The 23,550-nt window shown below is 52.9% G+C and carries 21 protein-coding genes; 10 read left to right on the top strand and 11 right to left on the bottom strand.

Features of this window, described 5'->3' with window-relative positions; translation table 11 throughout:
• Nucleotides 1-26: 26 nt before the first annotated feature.
• The 3 genes from F7P81_RS11780 to F7P81_RS11770 are packed head-to-tail and all read right to left on the bottom strand — an operon-like array spanning nt 27 to nt 1,335.
• Nucleotides 27-626 carry an ATP-dependent Clp protease proteolytic subunit gene (locus F7P81_RS11780; protein ID WP_151159651.1) on the bottom strand — a complete coding sequence of 200 codons (600 nt, stop codon included), beginning with the start codon at nt 624-626 and terminating at the stop codon, nt 27-29.
• Between the two features lie 41 nt (nt 627-667).
• A complete protein-coding gene (locus tag F7P81_RS11775; protein ID WP_151159650.1) occupies nt 668-1,024 on the bottom strand; it encodes an SRPBCC family protein in 357 nt (118 codons plus the stop codon).
• Nucleotides 1,021-1,335: an ArsR/SmtB family transcription factor gene (locus tag F7P81_RS11770; RefSeq protein WP_151159649.1), complete on the bottom strand. Its 315-nt coding sequence runs from the start codon at nt 1,333-1,335 to the stop codon at nt 1,021-1,023. Before F7P81_RS11770 ends, F7P81_RS11775 begins: the two co-directional genes overlap by 4 nt.
• A 157-nt stretch (nt 1,336-1,492) precedes the next feature.
• Here F7P81_RS11770 and F7P81_RS11765 point away from each other — a divergent pair, with 157 nt between their 5' ends.
• The 10 genes from F7P81_RS11765 to F7P81_RS11720 all read left to right on the top strand — a co-directional run bounded on the left by F7P81_RS11765 (nt 1,493) and on the right by F7P81_RS11720 (nt 12,843).
• Nucleotides 1,493-1,999: a putative pterin-binding protein gene (locus tag F7P81_RS11765; protein WP_151159648.1), complete on the top strand. Its 507-nt coding sequence runs from the start codon at nt 1,493-1,495 to the stop codon at nt 1,997-1,999.
• Nucleotides 2,000-2,007: 8 nt separating this feature from the next.
• Nucleotides 2,008-3,939 carry a putative bifunctional diguanylate cyclase/phosphodiesterase gene (locus tag F7P81_RS11760; RefSeq protein ID WP_022712024.1) on the top strand — a complete coding sequence of 644 codons (1,932 nt, stop codon included), beginning with the start codon at nt 2,008-2,010 and terminating at the stop codon, nt 3,937-3,939.
• 140 nt (nt 3,940-4,079) lie between these two features.
• The gene (locus F7P81_RS11755; RefSeq protein WP_151159647.1) at nt 4,080-4,793 is read left to right on the top strand and encodes an FkbM family methyltransferase; all 714 of its coding nucleotides are present in this window, start codon (nt 4,080-4,082) and stop codon (nt 4,791-4,793) included.
• Between the two features lie 187 nt (nt 4,794-4,980).
• Nucleotides 4,981-6,057, top strand: a complete 1,077-nt coding sequence (locus F7P81_RS11750; protein WP_151159646.1) for a transporter substrate-binding protein — start codon at nt 4,981-4,983, stop codon at nt 6,055-6,057.
• The gene (locus tag F7P81_RS11745; protein WP_022712027.1) at nt 6,057-6,665 is read left to right on the top strand and encodes an ANTAR domain-containing response regulator; all 609 of its coding nucleotides are present in this window, start codon (nt 6,057-6,059) and stop codon (nt 6,663-6,665) included. Before F7P81_RS11750 ends, F7P81_RS11745 begins: the two co-directional genes overlap by 1 nt.
• Nucleotides 6,640-7,539 (top strand): ABC transporter permease, encoded by a 900-nt coding sequence (locus F7P81_RS11740; RefSeq protein WP_022712028.1) that lies wholly within the window; start codon nt 6,640-6,642, stop codon nt 7,537-7,539. Before F7P81_RS11745 ends, F7P81_RS11740 begins: the two co-directional genes overlap by 26 nt.
• Nucleotides 7,539-8,459 carry an ABC transporter permease gene (locus F7P81_RS11735; protein WP_151159645.1) on the top strand — a complete coding sequence of 307 codons (921 nt, stop codon included), beginning with the start codon at nt 7,539-7,541 and terminating at the stop codon, nt 8,457-8,459. Before F7P81_RS11740 ends, F7P81_RS11735 begins: the two co-directional genes overlap by 1 nt.
• 23 nt (nt 8,460-8,482) lie before the next feature.
• Nucleotides 8,483-10,111 (top strand): ABC transporter substrate-binding protein, encoded by a 1,629-nt coding sequence (locus tag F7P81_RS11730; protein WP_151159644.1) that lies wholly within the window; start codon nt 8,483-8,485, stop codon nt 10,109-10,111.
• Nucleotides 10,112-10,117: 6 nt separating this feature from the next.
• The gene (locus tag F7P81_RS11725; protein ID WP_151159643.1) at nt 10,118-11,077 is read left to right on the top strand and encodes an acetamidase/formamidase family protein; all 960 of its coding nucleotides are present in this window, start codon (nt 10,118-10,120) and stop codon (nt 11,075-11,077) included.
• On the top strand, nt 11,074-12,843 hold the full coding sequence (locus F7P81_RS11720; protein WP_151159642.1) for an ABC transporter ATP-binding protein: 1,770 nt from the start codon (nt 11,074-11,076) through the stop codon (nt 12,841-12,843). The genes F7P81_RS11725 and F7P81_RS11720 overlap by 4 nt, the downstream gene beginning before the upstream one ends.
• Nucleotides 12,844-13,027: 184 nt before the next feature.
• On the opposite strand, the gene F7P81_RS11715 is transcribed toward F7P81_RS11720, so the two are convergent.
• The 8 genes from F7P81_RS11715 to F7P81_RS11680 all read right to left on the bottom strand — a co-directional run bounded on the left by F7P81_RS11715 (nt 13,028) and on the right by F7P81_RS11680 (nt 23,395).
• Nucleotides 13,028-14,881, bottom strand: a complete 1,854-nt coding sequence (locus F7P81_RS11715; protein ID WP_151159641.1) for an ABC transporter ATP-binding protein — start codon at nt 14,879-14,881, stop codon at nt 13,028-13,030.
• A gap of 15 nt (nt 14,882-14,896) precedes the next feature.
• Nucleotides 14,897-15,751 (bottom strand): sulfite exporter TauE/SafE family protein, encoded by an 855-nt coding sequence (locus F7P81_RS11710; protein ID WP_075656595.1) that lies wholly within the window; start codon nt 15,749-15,751, stop codon nt 14,897-14,899.
• A gap of 17 nt (nt 15,752-15,768) precedes the next feature.
• On the bottom strand, nt 15,769-17,571 hold the full coding sequence (locus F7P81_RS11705) for a gamma-glutamyltransferase family protein (protein ID WP_151159640.1): 1,803 nt from the start codon (nt 17,569-17,571) through the stop codon (nt 15,769-15,771).
• A 20-nt stretch (nt 17,572-17,591) separates the two neighbouring features.
• Nucleotides 17,592-18,452, bottom strand: a complete 861-nt coding sequence (gene nikC / locus F7P81_RS11700; protein ID WP_151159639.1) for a nickel transporter permease — start codon at nt 18,450-18,452, stop codon at nt 17,592-17,594.
• The gene (locus F7P81_RS11695; protein ID WP_075656602.1) at nt 18,449-19,396 is read right to left on the bottom strand and encodes an ABC transporter permease; all 948 of its coding nucleotides are present in this window, start codon (nt 19,394-19,396) and stop codon (nt 18,449-18,451) included. Before F7P81_RS11695 ends, nikC begins: the two co-directional genes overlap by 4 nt.
• A 138-nt stretch (nt 19,397-19,534) precedes the next feature.
• The gene (locus F7P81_RS11690) at nt 19,535-21,052 is read right to left on the bottom strand and encodes an ABC transporter substrate-binding protein (protein ID WP_151159638.1); all 1,518 of its coding nucleotides are present in this window, start codon (nt 21,050-21,052) and stop codon (nt 19,535-19,537) included.
• Nucleotides 21,053-21,191: 139 nt separating this feature from the next.
• Nucleotides 21,192-21,923 carry a FadR/GntR family transcriptional regulator gene (locus F7P81_RS11685; RefSeq protein WP_170265267.1) on the bottom strand — a complete coding sequence of 244 codons (732 nt, stop codon included), beginning with the start codon at nt 21,921-21,923 and terminating at the stop codon, nt 21,192-21,194.
• A 221-nt stretch (nt 21,924-22,144) separates the two neighbouring features.
• Nucleotides 22,145-23,395, bottom strand: a complete 1,251-nt coding sequence (locus F7P81_RS11680) for a Zn-dependent hydrolase (RefSeq protein ID WP_151159637.1) — start codon at nt 23,393-23,395, stop codon at nt 22,145-22,147.
• Between the last annotated feature and the right edge of the window lie 155 nt (nt 23,396-23,550).

Here is a 23,550-nt window from a genome sequence, read left to right as displayed (position 1 = left end):
CTCTGGTTTCTGATGAAGGCAGCCGGTCAGAGTGACCGGCTGTTGAGAATTTTATCAATCAGGCCCCATTCCAGTGCTTCCTGCGCATCCATAAAACGGTCGCGGTCCAGAGTTTGTTCAACCTCTTCATAGCTGCGGCCGCAATGTCTGGCGTAGAATTCAATGACGCGATGTTTGGTTTTACGCATCTCTTCGGCCTGAATGAAAATATCGGATGCCTGCCCCTGAAAACCGCCAAGCGGCTGATGTACATGCAGGCTGGCATTGGGTAATGCTGCACGAAAGCCCGGTTCTCCGGCCATCAGCAGAAATGAGCCCATGGAACGGGCGGTTCCCATGCATAATGTGTGCACCGGCGCGTGAATATAATGCATGGTATCGTAAATGGCCAAGCCACTGGTGATCGCCCCGCCGGGGGAATTGATATAAAGGCTGACCGGTTTGTTCGGGTTTTCCGCTTCCAGAAACAGCAATTGTGCGCAGACCAGAGCGGCCACAGTATCATTGACCTCGCCATTGAGAAAAATGATCCGCTCGCGCAGCAGGCGGGAGTAAATGTCGAAAGAGCGTTCCCCTTTTGCTGATTGTTCAACAACCATAGGGACGAGTTGCATCATCTCGCGCATCGGCAAGCTCCGTTCTTGAGAGATTATAAGGCTGTTATATTTTACGCGGCACGCATGACGGGCTGCATATTGGTATTAGCTGCCTGCGGTTTGAGACGCAGGCGTGCATCATCAAGCTCATGGATAATCGTGAGATTGGTGCCGCCATTATCATTGGCGGCAATCTGAAAAGTGACGACACTTTCAAGATATGGTGGTTCCGTATCCCGCATTCTGTAAGAGGCTTGTTGCTGCGGAATAATGGCAGACGGTTCTGTCTCACTCAGGCCTGCATCCGGCAGCCAGTTTGCCCGCAGTTCAGGAATGCTGATCGCACGCCAGACTTTTTGCGGGCTGGCATCCAGATCATATTCAAAGACAAGACGGACTGCGTTTTCTGTATGCTCTTCCTGTGTCATTGATCCATATCCTTCAGCAGGGTTTTGAGGGCATCAACACGTGCAGGCCAGTAAGCGCGGTATTTTGCAAGCCATTGGGCGATGAGGGCAAGCCCCTCAGGATCGACTTCGTAATTCACAAAGCGTCCCTGCCGCTGTTCTCTGATGAGGCCTGCACTGCGAAGAACTGCAAGATGCTGGGACATTGCCGGTTGGCTGATGTCCATCCCTTCGCGCAGGGAGCTGGCATTCATACTGCCGGTTGCCAGTTTTTCAAAAACAGCGCGTCGTGTCGGATCGGCCAGAGCCTTGAAAATATCGTTTTCTGTCATGCCTAACAGATAAGCATACACTTATGTGATTCGCAAGGACGCGTTAAAAATGAACGGCTAATTTACCTTAAAACAAATAGATTGGGATGTGCATATTTTCCCATGTACTGATTGATGGATTTCAATATATTATTCTAAATTATCAGGGAGAAATATAATGATCTTAAAGCGCTTGGTGATCTATCTGATTCTGACCTGTATGATGGTTTCCGGTGCCGCTGCCGGTTCACTCGCAAAGCCGGAAGGTAAGCCGATATTGATGATATCCGGTGCGATTGAAAATAAGAACAACGGCGATACCGCAGAATTTGACCGCGACATGCTGGTGGCAATGGGGATGCAGGTCACAGAGACCGCAAACCCGTGGTATAATGGCCGTACCCGTTTTGAAGGTGTGTCTCTTGACAAGCTGATGGAAACGGTCGGTGCCAAGGGCACAACTGTTACAGCTGTGGCACTGAATGATTATGTGACGAAAATTCCGTTAGAAGACTTTAAGAAATTTAAGGTCATACTGGCCATGAAGCGTGACGGAAGTTTTATCACGGTCCGCGAGAAAGGGCCGCTTTTCATTATCTACCCGTATGACAGTGATCCGCAATTGCAAAGCCAGACTTACTACACACGCTCCGCGTGGCAGGTGGCGAAGCTCATAGTCGAATAGAGGCTTGTGTGAGACGCATACTCGGTATTGTTATTTGCTGTTTTGTATTGGCAACAGGCTACATAGCCTATGTCATTGCTGAGCGACAAACTGCACTGCAGAAGGTTGCCCGTTATAATGACTCCTGGGCTGTCAGCCAGATGGTGTCAGAATATTTGCGCCTTGAACAGCAACTTGCCGCTTATGCTCTCGGCCTGAAAAATGCGGATATTGACGAGATTTCGCTCCGGCTTGATATCATGATCAGCCGCATGGAATTTGTGCAGCAAGGTACTTTGCAGGAATTCGTCAATAAAGACCCATCCCGCTATCTGGTTATCCAAAATCTCCGCGCCGCGCTTAATAAGCTGGATCATCAGCTGGCGGAACTCACACCGGAACGGGCGAAAGAGCTTTTGCCGGAAATGAGCCAGCTGGTCGGGCCGCTGACTGGGCTGGCATCTTCTTCTGTTGAATATGATGTGAGTGTGATTGATGCCGCACAGCTTGAAGTGCGCAATCTCCATTATATTTATACCGCTCTTGCAGCAGGACTTATCCTCTGCGGTATCACCATGATTATTTTGCTGCTGCGCCAGAACAGTATGTTGAACCGTGCACACGGGCATATGCAGCGCCTGACAGAAGACCTGCGCGAAACATCGGGTGAATTGCAATCGCAGAATGACCGGCTTGAGCATTCAGCTCATCATGATGCGCTGACGGGCTTGCCGAACCGTGTTCTGTTCCGTCAGGATCTCAATGCCCGTATGAAGGATGCGAGAGAAGGCGGGCCGCCTGCCGTGGTCTTGTTGTTTGACCTTGACGGTTTCAAGGATGTGAATGACACGCTGGGACATGATGTCGGGGATGTGCTTTTGCAGGCGGTTGCCAACCGTTTGGTTGAGTTCAGCCATAAAGATGACCTGATTTGCCGTCTCGGCGGTGATGAATTTGCGGTTTTATCAGCGGGTCTTTTTCCTGAAAAAGCCCTTGAATTTGCCCGCCATCTGATGCGCGTTATCAGCTCTCCCTATAATATCAATGACAGGGAAATTAAGATCGGCACCTGTATTGGTGTTGCTATTTCCTCGACCGAGCCGGATGTGGAAGAGCTGTTCAAACATGCCGATCTTGCGCTCTATGAGGCCAAAGCGCTGGGTACCGGCCATGCCTGCATTTTCCAGCCGCATATGCAAACGCGGCTTGTCGAGAAAAAAGCCTTCGAGGCCGATCTTCGTGATGCGCTGAAAAACGGCGAGATGGAAGTTTTCTATCAGCCGCAGGCCGACACCTATACGCGTGAGATTTGCGGTTATGAGGCATTGCTGCGCTGGACACATCCGGTGCGCGGTGCTGTTCCGCCATCAGAATTTATTCCGGTTGCCGAGAAAACCGGCCTGATCCACGAGCTGGGAGACTGGGTTCTGCAACAGGCTTGTCAGGAGGCTGTCCGCTGGCGCAGACCGTTTAAAGTTGCCGTCAACCTGTCACCGGTGCAGTTCATCACAAAAAATCTGATCCAGCGCGTCACGTCAATTTTACGGGAAAGCGGACTCAATCCTGAGCGGCTGGAACTGGAAATTACAGAATCCGTTTTGCTCGACAAGAATGAGCAGACTTTGCATACGCTGCGGCAATTGAAAGCCGTTGGTATTCAGATTGCCATGGATGATTTTGGTACCGGCTATTCATCGCTGGGCAGCCTGAGCAGTTTCCCGTTTGATAAGATCAAAATTGACCGGTCTTTCATCCGTGATGTGACAACCAATCCTGATGCTCTGGCTATCGTGGAACTGGTGACAGGGATCGGTCAGAGCCTTGGTATGATTACGATTGCGGAAGGGATTGAAACCGAAGAAGAGCTGGAATGTCTGAAACGGGTCGGTTGCGATCAGGTTCAGGGTTATTTGTTCGGTCGTCCGGTTTCAGCTTCTGAGCTGGCGCATCTTCGCACATAATATAAGCAATATAATGCGTTAAAAAATATACTAAATTTCATATATATGTTATGTCCTGCCTATTCTTTCAGAAGAGCGCATGGGCAGCCTGTTTGTGCTCCTGAAATGTCGCAAATTTCAAGCGCCAAAGGAGCACAGGCGTGGACACTGTCACATTGCACGGTATTAAGATCCCTTTCGCCCCTGACGAGGTTTCGCCTGTTATCTGGCAGGCAATAATCAGCGGACGTTATGAGGCTAAAGAAGCCAAATGGGTTTTTAAAGCTGTGAAACGCGGCGACCGTGTTCTGGAACTCGGCTCCGGTATCGGTGTGATCACCTCTCTGATGGCCACGATCCCCGATGTGCGGATCTGGGCTTTTGAAGCCAATCCTTCAACCGCAGCACTTGCACAGCGTGTGCTGGATACGAATACTGCGGGCAATGTGTTGCTGACGCAGGGTATTCTCGCTGCAGGTGAACCGGCCGATCACCGTTTTTATGTCCGCAAAGATCTCTGGATGTCCTCAATGGACAAGGAACAGGGGCCTTATGAGCATGAAATTTCGCTGGCCTCAGCCAATATTGATAATTTTATAGCTGCGCATGAGATCAATGTGCTGGTGATGGATATTGAAGGTGCCGAGCGCGATCTGCTGCAAAAAGCGGATCTGAGCGGCATTGAACGTATTTTCCTTGAGCTTCATGATCATCTCTACGGTCTGGCCGGCATCCGCGATATAACACAGGCGCTGGCGGAAAAAGGTTATGCCTATGATCCGCGCGGGTCTTACGGTCCGTGCGTTCTATTCGCCAAGGACGAAACTGTGCGTGAATATGAGGATGATACAGCTGAACATCACATGGGACTGTAAATAATTAAAGCGACATTTTTGTCGCTTTTAGCGCAATTAAATTTCTCTTTGCGCTCATATTCATTATACATCTTGCAAAGCGCGAAAATCTTATATTAAATGCCATTCAATAAATGGCATCCAAGCCCCGTTTCGGCCTCTCCAGAGTGGTGAGGTTCGATGCGGGGTTTTTTCTTTTCGGGGTAAGATGAAACGCATTGTTGAAATCGGCCTTTTGCAGTCACAGAGCGGAAACTATTCCGCTATTTCGCGCGCCAGCCGTGCCGGTGTTCTGCAGGGCGTTGATGAAGTAAATGCGGACAATGCGCTGGATGTCGCCTTTCATGTGATTGAGCGTGACCCTGAGGGAAGGGTGGATCGTTATGCACCGCTCTGCCGCGAGATTTTGCAAAACTCTCAGGTACGTCATATTTTTGGCTGTGTAACTTCTGCTTCCCGAAAAGAGGTTATTCCCGAGCTTGAGCGTTTCGACGGCGTGTTGTGGTATCCGCTGCCTTATGAAGGTTTTGAAGCCTCGGAACGTGTGGCCTATATGCATTCATGTCCCAATCAGCATTTGCTGCCATTGCTGGACTGGGCGCTGCCGGTCTTAGGCAAGCGGGCTTATTTTGTCGGTTCGAATTATATCTGGGGCTGGGAAATGGCGCGGATTGCCCGTGAGCAAATTGCTTATGCGGGCGGTACAGTTCTCGGCGACCGCTATCTGGCAATCGGCGATACGGAGCTCGATCATATTATCCATGATATCCGCGCGCTGAAGCCGGATTTTATTCTGAATTCTCTGGTCGGCGACAGTTCCTATGCGTTTTTGCAGCGATTGGCCGGTCTGAAAGCTGAATTTGGTTCTGAGAACAGTCCGGCAGTTTTGTCCTGCAATTTTACAGAATGCGAAATCGCTCCTGCCAATGGTGCGGCCGCAGGCCTTATCTCGGCGGGGCCGTGGTTTGAGCCTGAAAATGGTCAGGGCGGTTCATTGCTGGAAATGTCGCGGCAAGCCGTGCATGAGCTGGCAAATTTGTTGCATAATCGTCCGCAAGCGGAAAAACTGTCTTTATCGGAATTGCTGCTGGCTGCATTGCAGCATGGCTATCAGCCAAGGCTTGACCCGACAAATCTTCATGCCGCGCAGCCGGTGGTGATTGCCCGTCTCGAAGGCGACCAGTTCAAAGAAATTAAACGCCTGCCGCAATTGCGGGCAGATCCTTATCTCACGCATCATGTCCAGCGCCCGCAAGGCACAGGATTTCTGAAGGTGGTGTCATAATGCGGATCAGAACGGAAAATCTCGGCGGGGCTGTAGCGTGGATTCTCCATCGTCCGCATCCGTCCGTTCAGGGTCTGATCCGGCAATTAAGTGTTATCGGGCTGAATGTGCGGGAGGCATGGCCGGAACTGCCGGCTGAAGCCCTCAACGCTGATTTTATATTCTACGATGCCGATAGCGGCCATAATGAGCAGTTTCCATGGCGTGCAGGCGGCTCACCTATGCCGATGATTGCGCTTATCGGTTCGGAAGTTCCGGGGCGGTTAAAATGGGCGATGGATATGGGCGCTCATGCGCAATTGCTCAAGCCTGTCAGCGACAAAGGCGTCTATGCGGCTCTGCTGGTGGCACGCAGTAATTTCGATCAGGCGAAAGCATCACAAGCCCTGATTACAGATCTGGAAAACCGGCTGTCCGCCCGCCAGACCATCGTGCAGGCTGTAATGATCTCGATGATGAAGGGTAAAACCGAAGCCGAAGCTTATGATCTGTTACGGCAGGTTGCCATGGCCTGGCAGGTTACAATCGAGACTGCGGCTGAACGCATTGTCGCCAATCATTCTGCAGAGAGGGGCGCCAAAGATGGCAGACGCATCGATCTCGCCTGAACCGTTTACGGCACCAAAACGCGGCTCATCGATTGTGCGGCGTTTGTTACAGCGCAAGCTGGCGTTGCTCGGGCTGATCATCATTCTGATCTGTGTCGGCGGCGCGGTTTTTGCCAAATGGATTGCGCCTTTTGATCCCAATGAGCAGTTCTTTGACGGGCTGACGATTGAAGGCGCACCGATGCCGCCGGGAGAACAGTTCTGGTTCGGCACGGATTTGCTTGGCCGTGATCTGTTTTCGCGTCTGCTTTATGGTGCGCAGACATCTCTGGTGATCGGGGTTGTGGCCAATGGTGCTGCGCTGCTGATCGGCACTCTGATCGGTGTGACAGCAGGCTATTTTCGCGGCATTACCGGTGCGGTGCTGATGCGCTTTACCGATCTGATGATGGCTTTTCCGGCACTGCTGCTGGCGATCTGTCTGGCGGCGATTTTCTCGCCGTCACTCTGGATTGTGGCGATGGTCATTGCCTTTGTGAATTGGGTGCAGACGGCACGGGTGATCTATACGCAAACCTCGTCTCTGGCCGAGCGCGATTATATCGCTGCGGAAAAAACACTGGGTGCAGGCCATGGCCGTATTCTGTTCCGGCATATTCTGCCGCATCTGATCCCGACACTGATTGTTTGGGGCACACTCGGCATTTCCACGACTGTGCTACTGGAGGCAACCCTGTCCTATCTGGGCGTCGGTGTGCAGCCGCCGACACCATCATGGGGCAATATTATTTTCGAAAACCAGACCTATTTTCAGTCCGCGCCATGGCTGGTGTTCATTCCGGGAGCCGCGATCCTGTTGCTGGCGCTTGCCTTTAATCTTGTGGGGGATGCGCTGCGCGATATTCTCGACCCGACACAACAGGGGCGTGACTGATGCTTGCCTATATTCTCCGACGTTTGATCCAGTCCGCGCTGATCCTGCTTGGTGTTTCTTTTATCACCTTTGTGCTGCTCTATGTGCTGCCTGCCGACCCCGTACGGCAGATTGCAGGACGTTCAGCCACAGCGGAAACAGTTGCCAGTATCCGGCAACAGCTCGGGCTGGATCAGCCTTTTATCGTGCAATATGGCGATTATCTCTGGAACCTGCTCAACGGTAATCTCGGCCGCTCCTACTTGCAGAAAACGGAAGTAGCCGACCTCATCCTGTCGCGTCTGCCCGCTACTTTGCAGCTGCTGGTGGCGGCGATTATCTGCGAATTGCTGATCGGCCTGCCGCTTGGAATTGTGGCGGCGCTCAATCGCGGCAAGCTGCTTGATAATGCGCTGATGCTGACCAGTTTCATGACCGTTTCAGCACCGCAATTTGTGGTGGCTCTGCTGTTGTTATTTGTTTTCGCGGTCACACTCGGCTGGTTTCCGATTGGTGGTTATGGCAGTTTCTCACATATTGTGTTGCCCGCGCTGACCCTCGGTATTCTCGGTTCCGGCTGGTATTCGCGCATTGTGCGCTCGTCCATGATTGATGTGCTGCGTGCCGATTTTATCCGTACTGCCCGTGCCAAAGGGCTTGGCCGCAGCCGCGTTATTTTCGGCCATGCTCTGCCCAATGCCATTCTGCCGATTATCGCGATGATTGGCATCGATATCGGCATGTTCATGTCGGGCATTGTCGTGGTGGAAAGCGTTTTCGGCTGGCCCGGCATCGGACAGCTGGCATGGCAGGCCATTCAGCGTGTCGATATTCCGATCATCATGGGTGTAACGCTCGTCTCTGCCTGCGGCATTGTGCTGGGCAATCTCATCGCCGATCTGATCTCCCCGCTTATCGATCCGCGCATCAAGCTACGTTAATTATTCTAAACAGGAGTGAGGCAATGAAGAAACTATTCCTTTCAACCGCTCTGGCGACTGCTCTGACGGGTCTGGTGGCAATGCAGGCGATGGCACCGGCACAGGCGCAAGAGCCGAAATCCGGCGGCAATATGATCGTGACCTATAAGGATGATGTGGCAACACTCGATCCGGCGATCGGCTATGACTGGCAGAACTGGTCGATGATTAAATCGGTCTTTGACGGCTTGATGGATTATAAGCCGGGCACCACGGAATTGCGTCCGGGTCTGGCCGAAAGCTATGAGATTTCAGAAGACGGCAAGGCCTATACATTCAAACTGCGTAAAGGCGTGAAATTCCACAACGGCCGTGAATTCACCGCAGATGATGTGCTCTACTCCCTGAACCGTGTTGTTAATCCGGCAACCCAGTCCCCGGGGCAGGGCTTCTTCTCGATGATCGAAGGCTATGATGATGCCGCCGCCGGTAAAGCCGCGACACTTTCCGGTGTCAGTGCCACGGATGCCAATACGGTTGTGATTAAGCTTTCACGTCCGGATGCAACTTTCCTGCATATTATGGCGCTGAATTTCTCTTTCATCGTACCGAAGGAAGCTGTTGAGGCTGCGGGCGCGGATTTTGGTAAAAAACCTGTTGGCACCGGTGCTTTCAAACTGACTGAATGGACACTCGGCCAGCGTCTCGTTTTTGAGAAAAATGCTGATTACTGGATTTCCGGCGTTCCTTATCTCGACAGTTTCACCGTGGAAGTCGGGCAGGAGCCGGTTGTAGCGCTGCTGCGCGCGCAGAAAGGCGAAATCGATATTCCGGGCGACGGTATCCCGCCGGCAAAGTTTGTCGAAGTTATGAAAGATCCGGAACAGGCTAAAAATGTCGTTGAAGGCGGCCAACTCCATACCGGTTATGTCACGATGAATGTGACCAAAGCACCTTTTGACAAGGTGGAAGTGCGGCGCGCCGTCAATATGGCGATCAATAAAGACCGTATCATTCAGGTGATTAACGGTCGCGCGGTTCCTGCCACCCAGCCGCTTCCACCGTCAATGCCGGGCTACACAAAAGACTATAAAGGTTATGCCTATGATCAGGCCGCAGCCAAGAAACTACTGGTCGATGCAGGCTATGCGGATGGTTTTGAGACTGAACTCTATGTCATGAACACCGATCCGAACCCGCGTATTGCGCAGGCAATCCAGCAGGATCTGAAAGCAATCGGCATCAAGGCCGGTATTAAATCGCTTGCACAGGCCAATGTGATTGAAGCCGGCGGTGCGGGCAATGCCCCGATGATCTGGTCCGGCGGCATGGCATGGATTGCCGATTTCCCTGATCCGGCGAATTTCTACGGCCCGATCCTTGGTTGTGCCGGTGCGGTAGAGGGCGGCTGGAACTGGTCGAAATATTGCAGTGAAGATCTCGATAAGAAGGCTGCAGAGGCAGATTCCATTGTCGATCCTGCAAAGGCTGATGAGCGTCTGGCCAAGTGGTCGGAAATTTACACCAAGGTGATGGAAGATGCGCCATGGGCACCGGTTTTCAACGAACAACGCTTCACGCTGAAGTCAGCGCGTATGGGCGGTGACGATGCGCTTTATGTTGATCCGGTGTCGATACCGGTCAATTACGATTACGTGTATATCAAGGAGTAAGCAGGCATGTGCAAGCACTGCAACCATACGATCCACGCCCGTCAGCATCATTTCGGCTGGGATAACAGCTTTGCGCCTGTTCTGACTGCCGCTCCGGGTGAGACGATCCTGTTTCAGTGCCTCGACAGTTCAGGGGGCCAGCTTGGCCCCCAGTCCACTGTTGAGGATGTTCAGGCGCTGGATTTTGGGCAGATTAATCCTGTTTCCGGCCCGATCTTTGTCGACGGCGCAAAAGCGGGTGATGTGCTAAAGGTGACGATTGAAAGCTTTACGCCGCAACTGCGGGACGGTGCAGGCTTCGGCTGGACAGCGAATATTCCGGGTTTCGGCCTGCTGACGGACCAGTTTCCTGATCCTGCTTTGCATGTGTGGAAATTTGATGCCACCAGCATGGAGCCTGCCTTGTTCGGCAAGAACGGTCGCGTACCGCTCAAGCCTTTTGCAGGGACAATCGGTAATGCACTGGCGGAAAAAGGTCATCACAGCGTGGTGCCGCCACGCCGTGTCGGCGGTAATCTTGATATCCGTGATCTGGCCGCGGGCACGACACTCTATCTGCCGGTTGAAGTGGATGGTGCATTATTCTCGGTCGGCGATACCCATGCCGCACAGGGCGACGGAGAAGTCTGCGGCACGGCTATTGAAAGTCCGTTCGATGTTGTGCTGACGCTTGACCTTATTAAAAATCAGCCGCTGAAAACCCCGCGCTTCACCACGCCGGGGCCTGTAACCCGTCATCTCGATGCCAAGGGTTATGAAGTCACCACAGGTATTGGCCCTGATCTCTGGGCTGCCGCACGTGATGCCGTGGCCAATATGGTCGATCTTCTGGCCACCACACAGAAGATGGATCCGGTTGATGCTTATATGCTGGTTTCGACCTGCGGTGATCTGCGTATCTCCGAGATCGTGGATATGCCGAATGTTGTCGTCAGCTTCTACTTTCCGAGGGCAGTATTCGAATGAGTGTAGCGATGCTTTCTCCCGTTGCTGATCCTGCGGCTGATATTGTTTTGTCGGTACGGGATTTGCAGGTTTCCGCCCGTACTGAAGACGGGTTGATGCCGCTTGTTCAGGGGCTCAGTTTCGATCTGCATCGGGGTGAGACTCTGGCAATTGCGGGGGAAAGCGGTTCAGGCAAGTCGATTACCTCGCTTGCCTGTATGGGGCTGCTGCCGCAGCCTCAGGTAAGGGTAACCGGTGGCTCCATTCACTTCGGTGATCTGGAACTGACCGGTCTGCCTGAAAAGAAAATGCAGCAGGTGCGCGGTGCGCGTATTGCCATGATCTTTCAGGAACCGATGACGGCGCTTAATCCGGTGATGACTATCGGACGCCAGCTGACAGAAGCAATCCGTGCGCATGAACCGCTCTCAGTTGCGCAAGCGCGTGCCCGTGCACTGGAAGCTGTCCGTGCGGTGCGACTGTCCCAGCCGGAAAAACGGCTGGAACAATATCCGCACGAATTATCCGGCGGAATGCGTCAGCGCGTGATGATTGCCATGGCTATTGCGCTGCGACCGGCTTTGCTGATTGCTGACGAGCCGACCACAGCACTTGATGTGACGGTTCAGCGTGAAGTGCTGGATCTGCTGCGTGATTTGCAGAAGGAACTGGGCACAGCGGTTATTCTGATTACCCATGATATGGGCGTGGTCGCGGAAATGGCCGACCGCGTTATTGTTATGCGCAAAGGGAAAATGGTTGAAACCGCAACCACGGTTGATCTGTTTGATGCGCCCAAAGAACAATATACCAAGGATTTGCTGGCGGCGGTGCCGCGTATCGGTGCCGGTGCCAAACGCCCTCTGCATGAGGGGCGTGAGGTTCTCGTACGCTATGATGATGTATCGGTAAAATTTGCAATCCGGCAAGGTCTGCTCGGGCGCGTGGCAGCCAATGTTCATGCGGTTGAACATGTGTCGCTGGATATTTATCGCGGGGAAACGCTGTCTCTGGTCGGTGAATCCGGTTGCGGTAAATCTACTATGGCCAAAGCACTGGTCGGGCTTGTGCAGCATAGCGGCCGGATTGATGTCGGCGGGCAGGCCCTGAGCGAACTCGATTATAAAGGGCGCAAAGCCATGCGCCGCGAGTTGCAGATCGTGTTTCAGGATCCGATGGCGGCGCTTGATGCGCGGATGACAATAGGTGAGCTCATTCGCGAGCCTCTGGTTATTCATAATATTGGCACAGCTGCGGAGCAAAAAGCGCGGGTCTGCGAATTATTGGAGCGCGTGGAGCTTTCTGCTGCAGTCTATGACCGTTATCCGCATCAGTTCTCCGGCGGGCAGCGCCAGCGCATCTGTATTGCCCGTGCACTGGCACTGAAACCGAAACTCATTGTTTGCGATGAAAGTGTTGCCGCGCTTGATGTGTCTATTCAGGCAAGGGTGCTGGAATTGCTGCATGATCTGCAGAAAGAAACCGGCGTTACCTATCTGTTTATCAGTCACGATATGGCGGTAGTTGAAAATATTTCCGACCGTGTGGCGGTGATGTATCTGGGGCAGATTGTGGAAATGGGAACGCGCGCGCAGCTATTCAGCAATCCGCAGCATCCCTATACAAAGCGCCTGCTCTCTGCGGTGCCGGTACCTAATCCGCGCCGTCAGCGTGGTGAAAGCCTGCGGCTCACCGGTGAAATTCCAAGCCCTGTCTGGAAAGCCGGTCAGCAGCCGGATCGTGTGAAACTCGTGGATATCGGCGGGGGACATCTCGTCGCCGACTAGAGCATTTCACAGTCAAGTTGGATCAACTTGACTTCTTGATTATGTCAAGTTGATCCAACTTGACGCCCGTGATAATGCGACCAAATAAAGAATCCAGAGCAAGCGCTATGATCCAATCTGGACGTAAACCGCTCTAGCATGTGTTCTTTCAGATCAACATGCTAGCCGGACTATTTATTTTTTACTAGATTGCTTTACGCAAGTCCCATTCATCGCCCCATTGCTGCACAAAATGGCCGGAGCTGACTTCCTGCATAATCCGCACCGGTGGCTGATAATCAACCGGACGCACAGGGCTTTTCAGCTCGCCGACATGGAGTTTTGCCTTGGTGCCGCGCGTTGCAGGATCAGGCACCGGTACGGCAGAGAGCAGGCGTTTGGTATAGGGATGCTGCGGATTACCGAAGATATCCGCGCGGCTGCCGATTTCGACAATCTCGCCTAAATACATCACGGCCACACGATGGCTGATACGCTCAACCACAGCCATATCATGGGAAATAAACAGGAAGGCCAGACCAAGCTTTTCCTGCAATTCCAGCATCAGATTAACCACCTGCGCCTTGATGGAAACATCCAGTGCGGACACGGCCTCATCAGCAATAATCAATTGCGGATCGAGTGCCAATGTACGGGCAATACAGATGCGCTGGCGCTGCCCGCCGGAAAATTCGTGCGGATAACGGTCATAAGTTGCGGGATTAATACCGACCTGTTCCAGCAATTCACGGGCTTTTTGCCGTGCCTGCGCAGCACCGGCAATGCCATGCACAATCATCGGTTCGGCAACCGCTTCACCGATTTTCATGCGCGGGTTCAGACTTGCAAACGGATCCTGAAAGATCAGTTGTATCTGGCGGCGTGTATCGCGAAATTCTGCCTGACTAATGTTCAGAATATTGCGGCCGTTCAGCAGGACTTCGCCGGATGTCGGCTCTGTAAGCCGGATAATTGCACGGCCGGTGGTGGATTTTCCGCAGCCGGATTCCCCCACCAGAGACAGCGTTTCACCCGCCGCAATTGAGAAGGAAACATTCTCAACCGCATGAACCCGTCCGGCAGGTTTACGGAAAAGACCGTTTGGCAGGTCAAAATATTTGCGCAGATTGCGCACTTCAAGCACGGTTGGCGGCTGAGCAGCTTTGCTCTCTGTTATAGCCTCAGATTCTGAAACAGGCTGTTCAACTGGCAGGCCGGTCGTGCGGTCGATTTCAGGAAATTTAAGCGGTGCATTTTCACCCTTCATCGAGCCGAGTTTCGGCACGGCAGACAGCAGAGCACGGGTATAAGGATGTTCCGGCTGTGCAAAAATAACCTCTGTGTTGCCGCTTTCAACAATATTGCCATGCAACATCACGATGGTACGGTCGGCAATTTCTGCCACCACGCCCATATCATGGGTGATGAACAGCACGGCCATGCCTTCTTCTTTTTGCAGATCTTTGATGAGATCAAGAATCTGCGCCTGAATGGTCACATCCAGTGCTGTGGTCGGCTCGTCGGCAATCAGCAATTTCGGCTTGCAGGCGAGTGCCATGGCAATCATCACACGCTGACGCATACCGCCGGACAGACGGTGTGGATAGTCTTTCGCCCGTGTGGCGGCAGATGGTATCCGCACACGCTCCATCAGATGCACGGCCTCGGCTTCAGCCTGTTCACGGCTCATACCGCGATGGGTCATCAGCACTTCGGCAAGCTGGAAGCTGATGGTCAGGCTCGGATTGAGCGAGGTCATTGGTTCCTGAAAAATCATTGCGATTTCATTACCGCGAATATGACGAATTGCGCTGTCATTCATCTGCGTCAGCGAGGTATCGTTAAAACGGATAGTCCCTTCAATCCGGCTGTTGAGCGGCGGCAGCAAACGCATGAGGGAAAGCGCAGTCACACTTTTGCCGGAGCCGGACTCCCCGACAATAGCAAGCGTTTCGCCGGCTTTAATCTCAAAGGAAATACCATGCACGACCGGTGCCCAGTGGCCACCGGTAGAGAAAGAGATTTTCAGATCTTTTACAGAAAGAAGTGTTTCTTGCATGACTCAATCTTTCTATCAATAAATGACGCTTATCAAAAAACGCAGGCAGATCAGCAACAGAAAGACACCGAAAGCGACTTCCAGTTTTCGTTTTGAAAGACTATGCGCCAGCTTTACGCCGACAGGGGCTGCGAGAATACTTGTCGGAATAACGAGGAAAAATCCGAGCAGGGAGACATAGCCGAGTGCAAGCGGCGGCTGCAAAGCGGCAACATCCGGAAATTGGGCGGCACGCGGCCAGCCTGCATAAATATAGCCAAGCGCACCCGGTATGGAAATCAGGATGCCCAAGCCCGAAGATGTGGCAACAGCCTGATGGATCGGCCGGTTATAAAAGGTCATGAACAGGTTGGAGAGCTGTCCGCCGCCGATCCCCATCAGTGAGGACAATACGCCGATAATCAACCCGCAAAACCGGATGGCCAGTTTGCCCGGCAACTGATCGGCGAGTTTCCAGCTGTCTTTACCAAACAGCAGCCGGATTGCCGAAACACCGGCAACCACGATGAAGACGAATTTAAACAGCTCCGCCGGTGCATAACGGGCAATCACACTCCCTGCAATCACACCCGCAACGACCGGTACGGCCCATGCTTTCAGCAGACTTGTATCCACGGCTCCGCGTGCCAGATGGGCGCGGTAAGAACGGATGGATGTCGGAATGATGATGGCAAGCGATGTGCCGATACTCAGCGGCATCAGCACATCTTCCGGCACACCCAGATAGCGGAACAGCTCATACAGTACCGGAACCGCCACAGTACCGCCGCCGACACCGAATAGACCTGCGAGCAGGCCGGTGACACCGCCGGCAATCAGCATGCTCAGGGCGAGCCAGAGCAGCTCCTGAAATTCAATACCCATTATCACTGCATCAATTCCCCGTTTTAGCGCCCGATTGCATAGGCTTGCATCAGGCGTGGTGTGGCCGCTGCCCGCAACAGCCCGTTGCTCTCGCGTTCGGCTGCGGTCAGCCGCCCGACTGTCCACTCGTCAACGATTTCCAGATCGTGACCGCGTGTTTTCAGATCATTTATAACAGTTTCACCAATAGACTTTTCGATTACAAGCCGTCCCGGAATGGCTTCACGCGGGTAGAAGGATGACGGGAAATGCATGGTGTGGAACAGCGGCAGATCAATGCCTTCCTGCAGGTTCAGCCCGTGATGGACGCGGCGCAGGAACAGGATGAGCTGCCATTGATCCTGCTGGTCACCACCCGGCGTACCGAAGACAAGCCGTGGTTTACCCTCATAGCTGGCCAGTGACGGTGTAAGTGTGGTGCGTGGGCGCTTGCGCGGCGCGAGGCTGGTCGGCAGATCCGGTTCCAGCCAGAACATCTGTGCACGGGTATTGAGCTGGAAGCCGAGTTCCGGAATAACCGGTGATGATTGCAGCCAGCCGCCGGACGGGGTGGCGGAAACCATATTGCCCCAACGGTCAATCACATCCACATGCACCGTGTCGCCACGTTTTTCGGTGCGCAGATGTGCCATGGTCGGCTCACCGGCACCAGGTGCCACATTGCCGTTGGTCTCCGCATAGCGGAACTGGGCTACGCCGCGGGCATGTTGTTCTTCAAAATCTGTGATCATACCGGCGCGCAGTTCATGAGAAGCTGCAGAACCAATCAGTTTACGCCGTTGTGCATTATAGTCTTCCGACAGCAGCTGCTTCATCGGCACATCCGCAAAATCAGGATCGCCGTAATAGATTTCGCGGTCGGCATAGGCCAGTTTCATGGCTTCGGTTACGGTATGGATGAAATCCGCACTATCCGGTCCCATCGCACCTATGTCGCTGTTTTTCAGTAAAGCAAGGCTTTGCAGAAGGGCAGGTCCCTGACCCCACGGGCCGGTCTTGTAAACCGTCCAGCCGTGATAGTCATAGCTCAGCGGGGTTTCATAAGTGGCACTCCAGCGCGCCATATCATCAGCGGTCAGAATGCCTTTATGACGTTTGCCACTGGTATCCATCGCCTCAGTATTTTGGCAAAAATCTTCAATCGCCTGCGCAACAAAGCCGCGATAAAAACCGTCACGCGCATGATCGATAATCTTTTCGCGGCTGCCGCCTTTGGCTTCAGCTTCATCCACCAGACGCTGATAGGTCTTTGCCAGCGCTTCATTGACAAATAGCTCATGCGCCTGAGGCAGATTACCGTTGCGTGCCCATGTGGCATAGGATGTCGGCCATTCTTTTTTAAAAAACTCGGCCTGATCGCGGATTGTATTGGCAACGCGCGGCAGCATCGGATGGCCGGTGCGGGCATAATAGATTGCTGGTTCCAACGCATCGCGCAGGCTCATACTGCCATGATCGCGCAGCATCAGCATCCATGCATCAAATGCCCCCGGAACCACGGCTGCGAGCAAGCCGGAACCCGGAACCAGATCCAGCCCTTCCTGTTTGTAACGCTCGATCGTGGCTGCATCCGGTGTCACGCCCTGACCGCACAGCACTTCGGTTTTACCGGTTTTGGCGGAGTGGAAAATAATCGGCACTTCACCGGCAGGACCAACGAGATGCGGCTCGACAACCTGCAAGACAAAACCTGCGGCCACGGCTGCATCAAAAGCATTGCCGCCGCGCTCCAGCAGCGCCATACCGGCGGCCGAAGCCAGCCAGTGGGTGGAAGTAATAACACCGAAAGTACCGAGAATTTCAGGACGGGTTGTAAACATACTCATGGTTATGTTCCTGTAAGCTATTAATATTCGCGCGGATCAATGGCGTCGCGCAGACCATCGCCAAGCAGATTGAACCCCAGAACCACGAGAAAGATTGCGGCTCCCGGCCATACGGACATCCATGGTGCTTGTGAGATGAAGTTTTTTGCAGTGTTGAGCATCGAGCCCCATGACGGATTCGGCGGCTGCTGGCCAAGACCGAGAAAGGACAGGCTGGCTTCGGCAATAATGGCTGCTGCAATGGTCAGCGTTGCCTGAACGATAATCGGCGACATGGCATTCGGCAGAATATAGCGCAGGATAATGCGCGGGTGACGCAGACCCAGAACCTGAGCGGCCTCGATATATTCCTCATTGCGGATGGAGAGCACCTGACCACGGGTAAGACGGGCAAAAACCGGTGCTGCGGAAAGGCCGATGGCGATCATCGCATTGGTAAGGCTGGCACCAAGAAAGGCAGCCAGGGCAATTGCCATAATCAGAAATGGTATGGCGAGCATGGCATCAATCAGGCGGGAGATAATACTGTCTGCCCAGCCGCCGAAATAGCCTGCGATAATCCCGAAAGGCACGCCGACAATCATCGCGATACATACCGAGACAACGCCCGCCATCAGCGAGGTGCGTGCGCCATAGGCCATGCGGGAAAACAGGTCGCGTCCCAATTCGTCTGTCCCCAGCCAATGCAGGGCAGAAGGCGGTTTGCGAATAGCGGTGAAACTTGTCTGCAACGGATCATAACCGGTAATCAGTGGTGCCAGAATGGCCAGCAGAGCAAAAAAGCCAACCAATATTGCACCGAGAACCGCTGCTCTGTTGGAGAGAAATTTTTGCAAAGTGCGGTTACGGGATTTTTTTGCCGGAATTGCGAGCGCACTCATGTTGCATCCCTCAGTCTCGGATTGACGATAATGTAGAGAATGTCGGCAAGAAGATTCATCAGAATGAAACCGACAGCGGTACACAGCACAACGCCCTGCACAACGGCATAGTCACGGGTGAAGACCGCATCCACGATCAGCTTGCCGAAACCCGGAATGGTGAAAATCTGTTCGGTCAGAACCGCACCGGCCAACAATTCACCAAAGAGCAAGGTGGTCAGGGTAATGATCGGTACAAGAGCATTGCGCAGCGCGTGACGCAGAATAACAGTTTTCTCGTTCAGCCCCTTGGCGCGTGCAGTGCGTACATAATCCGAGCGCAGCACACCGAGCATGGCCGAACGCGTATGGCGCATTAATACGCCGGCAAGGCCGGTGCCGAGCACAAAAGCCGGCATAATCATGGTGCGGATATTCTGTCCCAGATTTTCAAACGGTGATGTATAGCCGGATGAAGGCAGCAACTGCCATTGTACGGAAACAAACAGAATGAGCAGAATGCCGAGCCAGAAATTCGGGATTGATAAACCGGACAGCGCGGCAATATTGATCGAATAATCGGTCAATGTGCCTTTGCGTACAGCAGAGATGATCCCTGCAGGCACGCCTATCAGCAGCGCAACGAACATCGCAAAAGCTGCAAGCTGCAAAGTCACCGGCAATTTCTGCAAGATCAGTTCCAGCACCGGTTTTTCCGTGCGGATGGATACGCCGAAATCGCCGGTCATGATGCGGCCGAGCCAGCTCAGATATTGCGTAATAACCGGATCATTCAGCCGGTATTTTTCCTGAAGATAGGCAATCGTCTGCGGATCACGGTCTTCACCAGCCAGTGCCAAAATTGGATCGCCCGGCAGCAATTTCTGCATACCGAAAACAATAACCGATACCAGAAACAGGGTCGGGATCACCACAAGACAACGCCGGATAATTAATTCAAACATAGAATGAGTTCCATTCGCATGAAAACAAAACAGCAGACAGCGGGATGGAAGTGACAGAATTTAATCCGCCTGTTCCTTCCCGCTGAGCCGTTTCAGCTCCTTCTTCGGAGGGTGTTTCAAAAGAAGGAGACGGCTTGCTTATTTTTCCAGTGTAACGCCTTTCAGGCGGATCATGCCGTCCGGATGTGCAGTAAAGCCTTTCAGATTTGCGCGGGTGGCAAATGTCCATGGCTGATAATAGAGATAGACGATCGGCAGCTCGTCTTGCAGGATTTCCTGTGCCTGATCGTAGAGTGCCTTGCGCTGTGCCTGATCTTTGATACCGCGGGCTTCTTCCAGCAGGGCATCAACTTTTTCACTGCAAAAACCGGCATCGTTGAGGCTGCCTTTACAGGTATCAAACTGATGGATATTACCATCCGGATCAGCACGGCCTGACCAACCGCTCTGGCCGACATCAAAAGACTTCTCTTTCAATGCGGATTGCAGGGCAGCAAATTCAGTCGGACGCAGAGAGATATCAAAACCTGCCTCGGAAGACATGGCCTGTATCAGTTCGTAGACCTGCTGGGACGTTGTGGAATTACCGAAAGCCAGTTCAAAACTGACCCGTTCATGACCGGCTTCTTTAAGCAGCTGTTTGGCTTTTTCAACGTCGCGGGTCACAGTTTCATATTTCGGATTATAGGCAAAACTCGATGGCGGAAAGGCCTGATAAGCGGGCTGGAATACACCCTGGCCGACAACTTCATTGATTGCATTACGGTCGAGGGAAAGCTCGAAAGCCTGTCGGATACGCTTGTCGTGGCCGATCGGGAAACTGTCTTTGTCGCCCTTGGTCATGTTGAAAGTCAGAGCCTGATAACCGATACCTGTGACCGGCAGGAAGGCCAGATTGCTGTCGGCTTTTGCGGCTTCAATATCTGAAGAGGCAAGGCGCTCGATCATGTCGAAATCACCGGAGCGCAGATTGGCAAAGCGCACGGTTGAATCCTGAATCGGCAGATAGGTTACCTTGTCAAAGTGGTAATTGGCGGCGTCCCAATAATCAGCGAATTTCTCCAGAATAATCCGGTCATTCTGTACGCGGCTGGTAAATTTATACGGGCCTGAACAGATAGGATTTTGGGCAAACTCACCACCGGCAAAGGCCTTTGGCGACAGGATCATACCTGCGCGGTCGGAAAGCTGGGACAGCAGTGCCGCATCATGTCTGGTGAGGTGAATATCGAGCGTGGTATCATCCACAACCTCAATCTTATCAATCGCTGCGACTTCACTTTTACGCAGGGATTCCGGCAGTGTTTTTGCCCGTTCCAGATTGGCTTTTACATCGGCAGCAGTGATGGCCGAGCCGTCATGGAATTTCCCGTCATCACGCAATTTGATTTGCAGTGTTTTACCGTCTTCAGACCAGCTCCATTCCTTGGCGAGCTGCGGCTGAATTTCCAGCTTGTCATTAATATCAAACAGCTTGTCGCATAAGGACGTGAAAACGATACGACCGACAAATGTGCGCGCACGATGCGGGTCAAGCACATCGGGATCATCTTGCAGGCCGATGCGTAAATCAGCGGCCAGTGCCGGTAAAGTTAGAGCAATTGCTGCTGCGGACAGCGCCGCAGTTTTGAGAGCAGTTCTATAAACAGATTTCATTCTCCACCCCTTATTTTGTTCTGCTGATAGCCAGATTGTTCTGTGGTCTGCACTTGAATGGTCGGAACGGGCTCCTCCTCCTGAGCTAAATCCGTTCTTCCCTTTGCATGCGGCTTTCATCCGCTATGCGAAAACTCCTTCAGTCGGTCGTTACAGGCTGTGGTGCCGGTATTTGTGTTCGTGCGGCTCCGCCAATTTCGCCGATCACTGCTTCGCGCAGCGACATAAGATGTGTACGCATGGCATCTTCCGCATCGCGCGGATGAAAGCGCCGGATCGCATCCAGAATGGCATTGTGCTGGTTTACCGACAGCGAATTGCGGCCTGCCGAACGCACGCGGGTGCGAAATTGCTGCCATGCATCATTGCGCCGGATTTCATCGATGATGCCCATAATGGCGATAAACAGCTGATTGCCGGATGCATCAGCGATCTTGCTGTGAAAGGCTGAATCCCATCGCTCCCATGAGGCAATATCGGTTGACTGCTCGGCTTTCAGAGCCAGCTTTTCCAGTTGTTCCACCAGAGCGGGTGTGGCGCGGGCGGCGGCCATGCGCGCCAGCGCCGGTTCGATTTCAATCCGCACATCCATAACTTCGATAGGATTGGTGAAGTCGGCAATTTGCTGGGCCAGCATATTGCCATCGGGACGACGTTCACCGCTGAAAGTACCTTGACCCTGCCTGCGCCAGATCAGTCCTTCGTTTTCGAGCACATCAAGGGCTGCACGCAAGGCACGGCGGCTGACATTGAAGCGCAGCGCCAGTTCACGTTCAGAGGGAAGACGGTTTTCCTGCCCCTCCGACTGCTCAGCCAATAACGTGCGCAGGTTTTCTAAGGCAAGACCGGTATTATCATTGAGATCATGCATGGCATGAACCATGAATCAATCGAACCATTATACAAATTGGTACTGAATTTGATGAATTGGTAACGGCCATTCTGCTGATAATTTTCCCGATTTATTATACTTTTGTTTAATAATGCAAATTATCTGCTGCAGTTCAAGATATTTAGTAAAAATAATGGCGAACCAATTTATAATTGGTTCGCCATTAAGACTCGATATAGAAATACGAAAAAGCAGCGGTTTTAATCTGTGAGTTTCACCTCAGCGAGATCGCAAATTGTAAGAAAAAGCACGTCAACGCCTTTAGCCAGCTGGTCATAATCCGTCCATTCTTCAGGAGCATGAGAAATACCGTTACGGCTCGGAACGAAGACAAGACCGGTCGGTGCAAAATCAGCCATAATCATGGCATCATGCCCGGCACCGCTTACCATTGTCCGGCTTTTCAGGTCAAGCGCATCAGCATGATGCGACAGGCATTTATGCAGTTCGGAGGATAAAGGCACCGGTGCGACAAAGAGCTGTTCTTCGACCTCGACGGACAATCCGTTGCCGCCTGCCCGCTCAATTACAGCACGGGTCTGATCCATCAATGTGCGGACAACCTCTTCCTTTGGTGCGCGAATATCGGCGGTAAAAACAACCAGATCGGGGATGACATTAGCACCGCCCGGATAAACATCCAGCTTGCCGACAGTCAGAACCGCGTCCTGTCCGATAGCAAGCGCCAGATCAGGCAACTGTGCAAGGGCGGTGACAGCGCCGGTGAGCGCATCGCGCCGCGCATTCATCGGGGTTGTACCGGCATGGCCTGCTTGTCCGCGAAATGTGACTTTCAACTGGCCGAGACCGACAATAGCGTCAACAATAGCCACGTCCTCGCCATGGCTCTCCAATACGGGGCCCTGTTCAATATGCAGCTCGAGAAACACATGGATTGAATGGGGCTGACGGATTGCCTGATGTGCCGATGTGGGATCAAGCCCATAGGCCTGCATTGCCTCCGCAACGGATATGCCGTCATCATCAGTAAAAGTGACAAGCTGCTGCATATCCACCTTGCCGGTCATGATGCGCGAGGCCAGCAAGCCACCACCGAAACGGGTGCCTTCTTCTTCAATCATGGCGATAAATTCAACAGGACGAACGGGTGTCAGCCCGCGGCTTTTCAGCTGGAAAGCAATTTCTATGCCGGCAATGACGCCTGCTTGTCCGTCAAATTTTCCGCCATTTGGCACGGAGTCAAAATGGGAGCCGACCATAACCGGTGCCAGTTCCGGATTGCTCCCCTCCAGACGGCCGATAATATTACCAACGGCATCTTCGCGCACAGTAAGACCCGCTTCTTCCATCCGGTCGCGCAGATAATCTGCGGCCTGCCGGAATTCCGGACTATAGGTCAGACGAGTGGTGCCTTTACCGGGAGTGGCGTTGAACTGATCCAGTCCGTCGATCAGGGTCTGGAGGCGTTGCGGATCCGAATAGTGTGTCATGAGAAAAGCCTGCAATAAATTCCTGCTGGCGCGACCGATAGCACCCCGTACGGACAATGGGGAAGGGCAATTGCTCTAGCCGCTTGTTTTTTAGCTTTATTTTACGTGCGCTCTAACTGCATCTGCAAAACCTGCATTATAGCTGCACCCAGAGA

Origin of the sequence: Pseudochrobactrum saccharolyticum, from assembly GCF_008801715.1 — a bacterium.
In the GTDB taxonomy this organism is placed as follows: Bacteria; Pseudomonadota; Alphaproteobacteria; order Rhizobiales; family Rhizobiaceae; genus Pseudochrobactrum; species Pseudochrobactrum saccharolyticum.
This window is presented reverse-complemented; position numbering and strand designations above follow the sequence as displayed.

Coding starts and splice junctions, on each gene's coding strand:
- F7P81_RS11730 (WP_151159644.1), top strand. CDS start 8,483: ATGAAGAAACTATTCCTTTCAACCGCTCTGGCGACTGCTCTGACGGGT.
- F7P81_RS11685 (WP_170265267.1), bottom strand. CDS start 21,923: ATGCATGATCTCAATGATAATACCGGTCTTGCCTTAGAAAACCTGCGC.
- F7P81_RS11680 (WP_151159637.1), bottom strand. CDS start 23,395: ATGACACACTATTCGGATCCGCAACGCCTCCAGACCCTGATCGACGGA.
- F7P81_RS11715 (WP_151159641.1), bottom strand. CDS start 14,881: ATGCAAGAAACACTTCTTTCTGTAAAAGATCTGAAAATCTCTTTCTCT.
- F7P81_RS11775 (WP_151159650.1), bottom strand. CDS start 1,024: ATGACACAGGAAGAGCATACAGAAAACGCAGTCCGTCTTGTCTTTGAA.
- F7P81_RS11735 (WP_151159645.1), top strand. CDS start 7,539: ATGCTTGCCTATATTCTCCGACGTTTGATCCAGTCCGCGCTGATCCTG.
- F7P81_RS11770 (WP_151159649.1), bottom strand. CDS start 1,335: ATGACAGAAAACGATATTTTCAAGGCTCTGGCCGATCCGACACGACGC.
- F7P81_RS11690 (WP_151159638.1), bottom strand. CDS start 21,052: ATGAAATCTGTTTATAGAACTGCTCTCAAAACTGCGGCGCTGTCCGCA.
- F7P81_RS11780 (WP_151159651.1), bottom strand. CDS start 626: ATGCGCGAGATGATGCAACTCGTCCCTATGGTTGTTGAACAATCAGCA.
- F7P81_RS11705 (WP_151159640.1), bottom strand. CDS start 17,571: ATGAGTATGTTTACAACCCGTCCTGAAATTCTCGGTACTTTCGGTGTT.
- F7P81_RS11720 (WP_151159642.1), top strand. CDS start 11,074: ATGAGTGTAGCGATGCTTTCTCCCGTTGCTGATCCTGCGGCTGATATT.
- F7P81_RS11725 (WP_151159643.1), top strand. CDS start 10,118: ATGTGCAAGCACTGCAACCATACGATCCACGCCCGTCAGCATCATTTC.
- F7P81_RS11740 (WP_022712028.1), top strand. CDS start 6,640: ATGGCAGACGCATCGATCTCGCCTGAACCGTTTACGGCACCAAAACGC.
- nikC (WP_151159639.1), bottom strand. CDS start 18,452: ATGAGTGCGCTCGCAATTCCGGCAAAAAAATCCCGTAACCGCACTTTG.
- F7P81_RS11695 (WP_075656602.1), bottom strand. CDS start 19,396: ATGTTTGAATTAATTATCCGGCGTTGTCTTGTGGTGATCCCGACCCTG.
- F7P81_RS11765 (WP_151159648.1), top strand. CDS start 1,493: ATGATCTTAAAGCGCTTGGTGATCTATCTGATTCTGACCTGTATGATG.
- F7P81_RS11750 (WP_151159646.1), top strand. CDS start 4,981: ATGAAACGCATTGTTGAAATCGGCCTTTTGCAGTCACAGAGCGGAAAC.
- F7P81_RS11745 (WP_022712027.1), top strand. CDS start 6,057: ATGCGGATCAGAACGGAAAATCTCGGCGGGGCTGTAGCGTGGATTCTC.